This is a genomic window from Acidimicrobiales bacterium, from assembly GCA_035512495.1.
Taxonomy (GTDB): domain Bacteria; phylum Actinomycetota; class Acidimicrobiia; order Acidimicrobiales; family CADCSY01; genus DATKDW01.
Window position 1 is genome coordinate 39,744 of the sequence record DATKDW010000013.1, and the last position, 8,132, is coordinate 47,875.

Here is an 8,132-nt window from a genome sequence, read left to right on the forward strand (position 1 = left end):
CTTTTCTGAGAGGGTGGATCGGTCGTGCGACCGGGAGGGTCACTCGCCCCGGACGCGGGCGACGATCTCTTCTGCGATCGCCTTGGGCACTTGCTGGTACGAGTGGAACTGCATGGTGTACGTAGCGCGGCCCTGCGTGCGCGAACGCAGGTCGGTAGCGTATCCGAACATGTCGGAGAGGGGGACCTGCGCCCTGATCACCATGGAGTTCCCGCGCTGCTCGCTCGCCTCGACCTTGCCGCGGCGGGCGTTGAGGTCGCCGAACACCTCGCCCATGTAGTCCTCGGGCGTGACGACCTCGACGGCCATGATCGGCTCGAGGAGGGCGGGCGCCGCCTTGCGGGCCGCCTCCTTGAACACCATCGAGCCGGCGATCTTGAACGCCATCTCCGAGGAGTCGACGTCGTGGGCGGAGCCGTCGGTGAGGATGGCCCGGACGTCGACGACCGGGTAGCCGGCGAGCACACCGGCGGCCAGCGACTGCTGGATGCCCTGGTCGACCGAGGGGATGAACTCCTTCGGGATGCGACCACCGGTGATCTGGTCGACGAACTCGTAGCCGCCGCCGGGACCGGTGGGCTCCAGGGTGATCACCACGTGGGCGAACTGGCCCGAGCCACCGGTCTGCTTGACGTGGCGGTACACGACCTTCACGGCCGGCGCGGTGATCGTCTCGCGGTAGGCGACCTGGGGCTTGCCCACCGTGGCGTCGACCTTGAACTCGCGGAACATGCGGTCGACCAGCACCTCGAGGTGCAGCTCGCCCTGGCCGGAGATCACGGTCTGGCCGGTCTCGTCGTCGGTGCGGACCTGGAAGGTGGGGTCCTCCTCCGCCAGCGCCATGAGCGCCTTGGACAGCTTGTCCTGGTCGGACTTGGTCTTGGGCTCCACGGCCACGTGGATGACCGGCTCGGGGAAGTCGATGGCCTCGAGGACGATCGGGTTGTCGGGGTCGCAGAGCGTGTCGCCGGTGGAGGTGCGCTTGAGGCCGATGCCGGCGACGATGTCGCCGGAGAAGATGGCGTCGACGTCCTCCCGGGCGTTGGCGTGCATCCGCAGGATGCGGCCCACCCGCTCCTTGTTGTCCTTGGTCGAGTTGTAGAGGTACGAGCCGGTCTCGAGCGTGCCCGAGTAGACCCGGAAGTACGTCAGCTTGCCCACGTGGGGGTCGCTCATGACCTTGAAGGCGAGGGCGGCGAAGGGGGCGTCGTCGTCGGCGGGACGCTCCAGCTCCTCGAGACCCTTCGGGTCCATCCCCTTGATGGCCTCGAGGTCGGTCGGGGCGGGGAGGAAGTCGACGACGGCGTCGAGCATGGGCTGGACGCCCTTGTTCTTGAACGCCGAGCCGCAGAGGACGGGCACGCACTCGCTGGCGATGGTGCCGCGGCGGAGAGCGGAGCGGAGGTCATCGGTGGTGATCTCCTCTTCGCCGACGTACTTCTCCATGATGTTCTCATCGAACTCGGAGAGGACGTCGAGGAGCTTGCCCCGCCACTCATCGGCCTGGGCCCGGAGCTCGTCGGGGATGTCGGTGACCTCCCACTCCTCGCCCTTGGCGCCCTCCTCGTCGTGAGGCCACACGAGGGCCTTCATCCCGAGGAGGTCGACCATGCCGGTGAAGTGGCCCTCCGACCCGATGGGGATCTGGACGACGGCGACCTTGGCCTGGAGGCGGTCGATGATGGAGTCGACGGCGGCGAAGAAGTCGGCACCGATCCGGTCCATCTTGTTGATGAAGCAGATGCGGGGCACGCCGTACTTGTTGGCCTGGCGCCAGACGGTCTCCGACTGCGGCTCGACGCCGGACACGGCGTCGAAGACGGCGACGGCGCCGTCGAGCACGCGCAACGAGCGCTCCACCTCCACGGTGAAGTCGACGTGACCGGGGGTGTCGATGATGTTGATGGTGTGGTCGTTCCAGGCGCACGTGGTGGCGGCGGAGGTGATGGTGATCCCCCGCTCCTGCTCCTGGACCATCCAGTCCATGATGGCGGCACCCTCGTGGACCTCGCCGAGCTTGTAGCTCTTGCCGGTGTAGTAGAGGATCCGCTCGGTGGTGGTGGTCTTGCCGGCGTCGATGTGGGCCATGATCCCGATGTTGCGGGTCCGGCTCAGGGGGATCGCTCGCTTCATGTCAGCCATTGGTGGCCCTCTTGGTCGCGTGTGGTCATCGGTGGTGCGGGGATCATGCGACGACCGGGCGCCCCGTGGCTGGGGGACCCGGTCGTTGGGGATGCGAGGCGGGGTCCCGGCTACCAGCGGTAGTGGGCGAAGGCCTTGTTCGACTCCGCCATCTTCTGCAGGTCGTCCTTGCGCTTGATGCTGGCGCCGATGCCGTTGGAGGCATCGAGCAGCTCGTTGGCCAAGCGCTCGGCCATGGACTTCTCGCGGCGCTGGCGGGCATAGCCCACCACCCAGCGGATCGAGAGCGTGTTGGCCCGGCGGGGGCGCACCTCGACCGGCACCTGGTAGGTGGCGCCACCGACGCGACGGCTGCGCACCTCGAGGGCGGGCTTGATGTTCTCGATGGCCCGCTTGAGGGTGGCGATCGGCTCGGCGCCGGTCTTCTCCTCGATGGAGGAGAGGGCGTCGTAGACGATCTTCTCGGCCGTGGAGCGCTTGCCGCGCTGCATGACCTTGTTGACGACCTGGGTGACCAGCACCGACCGGTAGATCGGGTCGGGCATGAGGTCTCGGCGGGGGGCGGGGCCCTTGCGCGGCATGGTCCTAGCCCTCCTTCTTGGCGCCGTAGCGGCTACGGGCCTGCTTGCGGTCGCGCACCCCGGCGGCGTCGAGCGCCCCGCGGATGATCTTGTAGCGGACACCGGGGAGGTCCTTCACCCGGCCGCCACGCACGAGCACGATCGAGTGCTCCTGGAGGTTGTGGCCCTCACCGGGGATGTAGGCGGTGATCTCCATGCCGCTGGTGAGGCGCACACGGGCGACCTTGCGCAGGGCGGAGTTCGGCTTCTTGGGGGTGTTGGTGTAGACGCGGGTGCACACCCCGCGGCGCTGGGGGGCGCCCTTCAGGGCGGCGGTCTTGGCCTTGGCGGGCCTCGACTCTCGGCCCTTGCGGACCAGCTGTTGGATGGTGGGCACAGGCGTCCTCTACTCGGTGCTGCTACGGGGTGTGGCTGGCTCGGCGCACGGCGGCGCATCGGAGTGCGTCACCGGCGCGGGCGCAAGCATCACGCCCCAGGCCGACTTGCCATGCTACGGGTGCCACCCCCGCACGGCAAACCGCGGAAGGGCGGGGCCGGGGCCGCCCCGAGCGGGTAGGCCCGGGGGTCGATGCTAGGCGGCGGCGATGAGGACCACACCGAGGAGGCCCAGGCAGATCCCGCCCAGCTGGCGGCCGGTGAGCAGCTCGGCCAGCACCACTCGCGCCAGGAGCATCGTGGGCAGCGGGGACAGGGCGGCGAGCACCGCCACCAGCGAGAGGAGCCCCTCCCGCATGGCGAGCACCACCGCCAGGCCTCCCACCACCTGGAGCACGCCCGCGGCCACCACCGGTCGGAGGTGTCCTCGCACCAGCCGGAGGTCGGCGCCGCGCACCAGCGCGACCACGCCGACCACCACCGTGGTGGCAGTGGCGGCGGCGAGGAGCGGCCAGGTGGCACTCGCCGTACCGGTCCGTTCGATGAAGACGAAGAACCCGCCGAAGCCGATCCCGGCGAGCACCCCCTCGACGAGCCCGGGCTGACCGAGCGCGGGGACGGTCCCGCCCGCACCGATCCCCGGCGGCGCCGGCCCCGGGGCCGCCTCCCCCGAGGAGAGGAGGGTGATGGCCACGATCGCCACCCCGATGCCCGCCACGGCGACCCCCGCCGGCCGCTCCCCGCCGAGCGTCAGACCCACGACGACCGGGACCACCGCCGACCACACCGCCGCCATGGTCGAGACCAGGCCCATGCGGCCGACCGCGAGGCCCCGGTAGTAGGCCAGGAAGGCCAGCCCGGCGGCGGCCCCGGCGGCGGTCCCCCAGCCCAGCGCGGCTGCCGTCCAGGTCCCCGGCACCAGCACCACGCTCACCGCCAGCAGCACCACGGCCACGATCTGCGAGACCAGCACCACGGGGAGCACGGGCACGCGGCGGGAGGCCAGCCCTCCGAGGAAGTCGGCCGCACCGAAGGCCAGCGCCGTCAGCAGCGCCCACGCGATCGCCAGTCCCGTCACGACCGCAGCCTGCCAGGGCCCGGGGCCGCCACCCGACTCAGGATCGGGACCGGCGCGCGACGAGGGGCGCCCCGGAGGGCGCCCCGTCGGGGGTTCGGTGGTGACGGGGTTAGGCCCCGGTGCCCTCTGCCTGAGGGTTGAGCTCGACGACGTTGTCGTCGGCGGCCGGGGCCTCGGGACCCTGGGTGGCGAGCCACGCCGCCAGGTCGCCGTCGGTCTCGTCGTCCTCCGAGGTCCAGAACTGCATGGGCTCGTAGTCGGGAGCGTCGACGGTGAACTGCCGGTAGCGGTCCATGCCCGTCCCGGCGGGGATGAGCTTGCCGATGATGATGTTCTCCTTGAGCCCGACGAGCGAGTCCGACTTCGACTCGATCGCCGCCTCGGTGAGGACCCGGGTGGTCTCCTGGAACGACGCGGCCGACAGCCACGACTCGGTGGCCAGCGAGGCCTTGGTGATGCCCATGAGCTCGGGACGGCCCTCGGCCGCCACCTTTCCCTCCTGGACCAGGAGGCGGTTGGTCTCGGCGTAGACCTTGGCGTCGACCCGCTCGCCGGGCAGGAAGTCGGCGTCGCCGGGCTCCTGCACCGCCACGCGGCGGGTCATCTGCCGCACGATCAGCTCGATGTGCTTGTCGTGGATCGACACGCCCTGGTCGCGGTAGACCCGCTGGACCTGGTCGACCAGGTAGATCTGCGTCTCGCGCACGCCCTTGATCTCCAGCAGCTCCTTGGGGTCGCGGGGACCCTCGACGATCGAGTCGCCGGCGGCGACCTCGTCGCCGTCCTTCACCTCGAGGCGGCTCGGTGCCGGGACGGTGTAGCTGTCCTCCTCGCCGTCTTCGCCGACCACCGTGATGGTGCGGCCGCGGCCCTCGTCCTCGGCGATCCGGATGACACCGGACGTGCGGGCGAGGGTGGCCTTGCCCTTGGGCGACCGGGCCTCGAACAGCTCGACCACGCGAGGCAGACCGCCGGCGATGTCGCCGGTGCCCGACGAGACACCACCGGTGTGGAAGGTCCGCATCGTCAGCTGGGTGCCGGGCTCACCGATCGACTGGGCGGCGATGACACCGACCGCCTCGCCGAGCTCGATGTGGCCGCCGGTGGCGAGCGAGCGGCCGTAGCACGCCGCGCAGACGCCCTGCTCGGCGTCGCAGGTGAGCACCGAGCGGGCCCGGATCCGAGTGACGGCCTCGTCGTCGCGCAGGGCGATGAGGTCCTCGGGGCTGAGCATGTGCCCGGACTCGAAGACGGTGCCGTCGGACAGCGTGGTGTCGTCGACCAGCACCCGACCGTCGAGCTTGGTCTCGAGGTAGGAGCGGCGGCCGGCGGCGTCGGGCACGACATCCTCCACCCAGATCCCGCGCCGGGTCTCGCAGTCGTCCTCGCGGATGATCAGCTCCTGGGCCACGTCGACGAGTCGACGGGTCAGGTAGCCCGAGTCGGCCGTTCGCAGCGCGGTGTCGACGAGGCCCTTCCGGGCGCCCGGCGTGGCGATGAAGTACTCGAGCATCGCCAGGCCCTCACGGAAGTTGCTCTTGATGGGGCGGGGGATGAAGTCGCCTCGGGGGTTGGTCACCAGGCCGCGCATGCCGGCGATCTGGCGGATCTGCAACACGTTGCCTCGGGCACCCGATCGCACCATCATCTCGATGGGGTTGAAGGTGTCGGACTCCATGCCCTCGCGCATGGCGGTCTGGACCTCGTCGGTGGCGTTGGTCCAGATCTCGACCTCCTTCTGGCGACGCTCACCGTCGGTGATGATGCCCCGCTTGAACTGGGTCTCGACCTTCTCGGCACTCTTCTCGTAGCGGTCGAGGATGTCCTGCTTCGAGGGCGGCGTGGAGATGTCGTCGATGGAGAACGTCAGGCCCGACTGCGTGGCGTAGCGGAACGCCAGGTTCTTGATCTGGTCGACCGCCTCGGCCACCACAGCCTTGGGGTAGCCGTTGGAGAGGTCCTCCACGATGGTGCCCACGTCGTGACGGCCCTTGCCCACCACGTCGTTGACGTAGGGGAAGCCGTCGGGCATGGCCCGGTTGAAGAACACCCGGCCGGCAGTGGTCGGGAAGTAGGCCGAGACGCCGTTGCTGTTGGCCTCGTCGCGCAGGACGTCGGTGCGGAGCTCGATCTCCTCGTGGAGCGTGATGTGGCCCAGCTCGTAGGCCTGGCGGACCTCGAACTCCTGACGGAAGCGACGCCGGTCCTCGGGCGCCACCGGGGTGGACACCGTGAGGTAGTAGGCGCCGAAGACCATGTCCTTGGCGGGCGTGATGATCGGGCGGCCGTTGGCGGGCGAGAGGATGTTGTTGCTCGAGAGCATCAGCACTCGGGCCTCGGCCTGGGCCTCGGTGGACAGCGGCAGGTGGACGGCCATCTGGTCGCCGTCGAAGTCGGCGTTGAAGGCGGTGCAGACCAGCGGGTGGATCTGGATGGCCTTGCCCTCGACCAGCACCGGCTCGAAGGCCTGGATGCCCAGGCGGTGCAGCGTCGGTGCACGGTTCAACAGCACCGGGTGCTCGCGGATGACCTCCTCGAGCACGTCCCACACCTGCGGTCGGCGACGCTCGACCATGCGCTTGGCCGACTTGATGTTCTGGGCCAGCTCGGTGTCGACGAGGCGCTTCATGACGAAGGGCTTGAACAGCTCGAGCGCCATCAGCTTGGGCAGGCCGCACTGGTGGAGCTTGAGGGTGGGTCCGACCACGATGACCGAGCGGCCCGAGTAGTCGACGCGCTTGCCCAGCAGGTTCTGGCGGAACCGGCCCTGCTTGCCCTTGAGCATGTCGGAGAGCGACTTGAGCGGGCGGTTGCCCGGTCCGGTGACCGGCCGGCCACGGCGGCCGTTGTCGAACAGGGCGTCGACGGCCTCCTGCAGCATGCGCTTCTCGTTGTTCACGATGATCTCGGGCGCACCGAGGTCGAGGAGGCGCTTCAGGCGGTTGTTCCGGTTGATGACCCGGCGGTACAGGTCGTTGAGGTCCGACGTGGCGAAGCGGCCACCGTCGAGCTGCACCATGGGGCGCAGGTCGGGGGGGATCACCGGCACGACGTCGAGGATCATGGCGCGGGGGTCGTTGACCCGACGGCCGTGCTCGTCGCGGCGGTTGAACGCCGAGACGATCTTCAGTCGCTTGATGGCCTTCTGCTTGCGCTGGGCCGACAGGCCCTTCTCGCCCTCGCCGGGGTCGATGGCGCCGCGGAGCTTGACCTCTTCCTCGTCGAGGTCGATGCGCTCGATGAGGCGAGCGATGACCTCGGCGCCCATGCCGCCCTCGAAGAACTCGCCGTAGCGGTCGCGCAGCTCGCGCCACAGCAGCTCGTCCTCGATGATCTTGCGGCCGTGCAGGTCCTTGAACTCGTCGAAGGCGCGCTGCACCAGATCGAGCTCGGCATCGGCCCGCTCACGGGTGTTGGCGATGTCCTTCTCCGCCAGCTTCTGGCGGGCCTTGAGGTCGGCGTCCTTGGCGCCCTCGCCCTCGAGCTCGGCGATCTCCTCCTCGAGCACCTTGTACTTCCGGTCGATCTCGAGGTCGCGCTGCTTGGCGATCTCGGTCAGCTCCTCGGCCAGCTCGGCCTCGAGGTTGGCCAGCTCGTCGTGGCGCTTCTCCTCGTCGACCCAGACCACCAGGTTGGCGGCGAAGTAGATGACCTTCTCGAGCTGCTTGGCCTTCAGCTCCTCCTTGGGCGCGATGCCCGCCAGGAGGTACGCCAGCCACGACCGGGTGCCGCGGAGGTACCAGATGTGCACCGCCGGAGCCGCCAGCTCGACGTGGCCCATGCGCTCACGCCGGACCTTGGAGCGGGTGACCTCCACGCCGCAGCGCTCGCAGATGATGCCCTTGAACCGGACGCGCTTGTACTTGCCGCAGTAGCACTCCCAGTCCTTGGTCGGCCCGAAGATCTTCTCGCAGAAGAGGCCGTCCTTCTCGGGCTTGAGCGTGCGGTAGTTGATG

The 8,132-nt window shown here is 69.5% G+C and carries 5 protein-coding genes; all 5 read right to left on the reverse strand.

Annotated elements, in window-relative coordinates; translation table 11 throughout:
- Positions 1-39 precede the first annotated feature (39 nt).
- Complete coding sequence (gene fusA, locus VMN58_00975) at positions 40-2,133, reverse strand: elongation factor G (protein ID HUF31762.1); 2,094 nt, start codon at positions 2,131-2,133, stop codon at positions 40-42.
- Positions 2,134-2,252: 119 nt separating this feature from the next.
- Positions 2,253-2,723, reverse strand: a complete 471-nt coding sequence (rpsG, locus tag VMN58_00980) for a 30S ribosomal protein S7 (protein ID HUF31763.1) — start codon at positions 2,721-2,723, stop codon at positions 2,253-2,255.
- 4 nt (positions 2,724-2,727) lie between these two features.
- Positions 2,728-3,099 (reverse strand): 30S ribosomal protein S12, encoded by a 372-nt coding sequence (gene rpsL / locus VMN58_00985; GenBank protein HUF31764.1) that lies wholly within the window; start codon positions 3,097-3,099, stop codon positions 2,728-2,730.
- 195 nt (positions 3,100-3,294) lie between these two features.
- Positions 3,295-4,176 (reverse strand): EamA family transporter, encoded by an 882-nt coding sequence (locus VMN58_00990; protein HUF31765.1) that lies wholly within the window; start codon positions 4,174-4,176, stop codon positions 3,295-3,297.
- A gap of 109 nt (positions 4,177-4,285) precedes the next feature.
- A partial coding sequence (locus VMN58_00995) for a DNA-directed RNA polymerase subunit beta' (protein ID HUF31766.1) occupies positions 4,286-8,132 on the reverse strand: 3,847 nt, incomplete at its 5' end.

Excerpts from the sequence above, each read along its gene's own strand:
- rpsG (HUF31763.1), bottom strand. The coding sequence starts at position 2,723 with ATGCCGCGCAAGGGCCCCGCCCCCCGCCGAGACCTCATGCCCGACCCG.
- fusA (HUF31762.1), bottom strand. The coding sequence starts at position 2,133 with ATGAAGCGAGCGATCCCCCTGAGCCGGACCCGCAACATCGGGATCATG.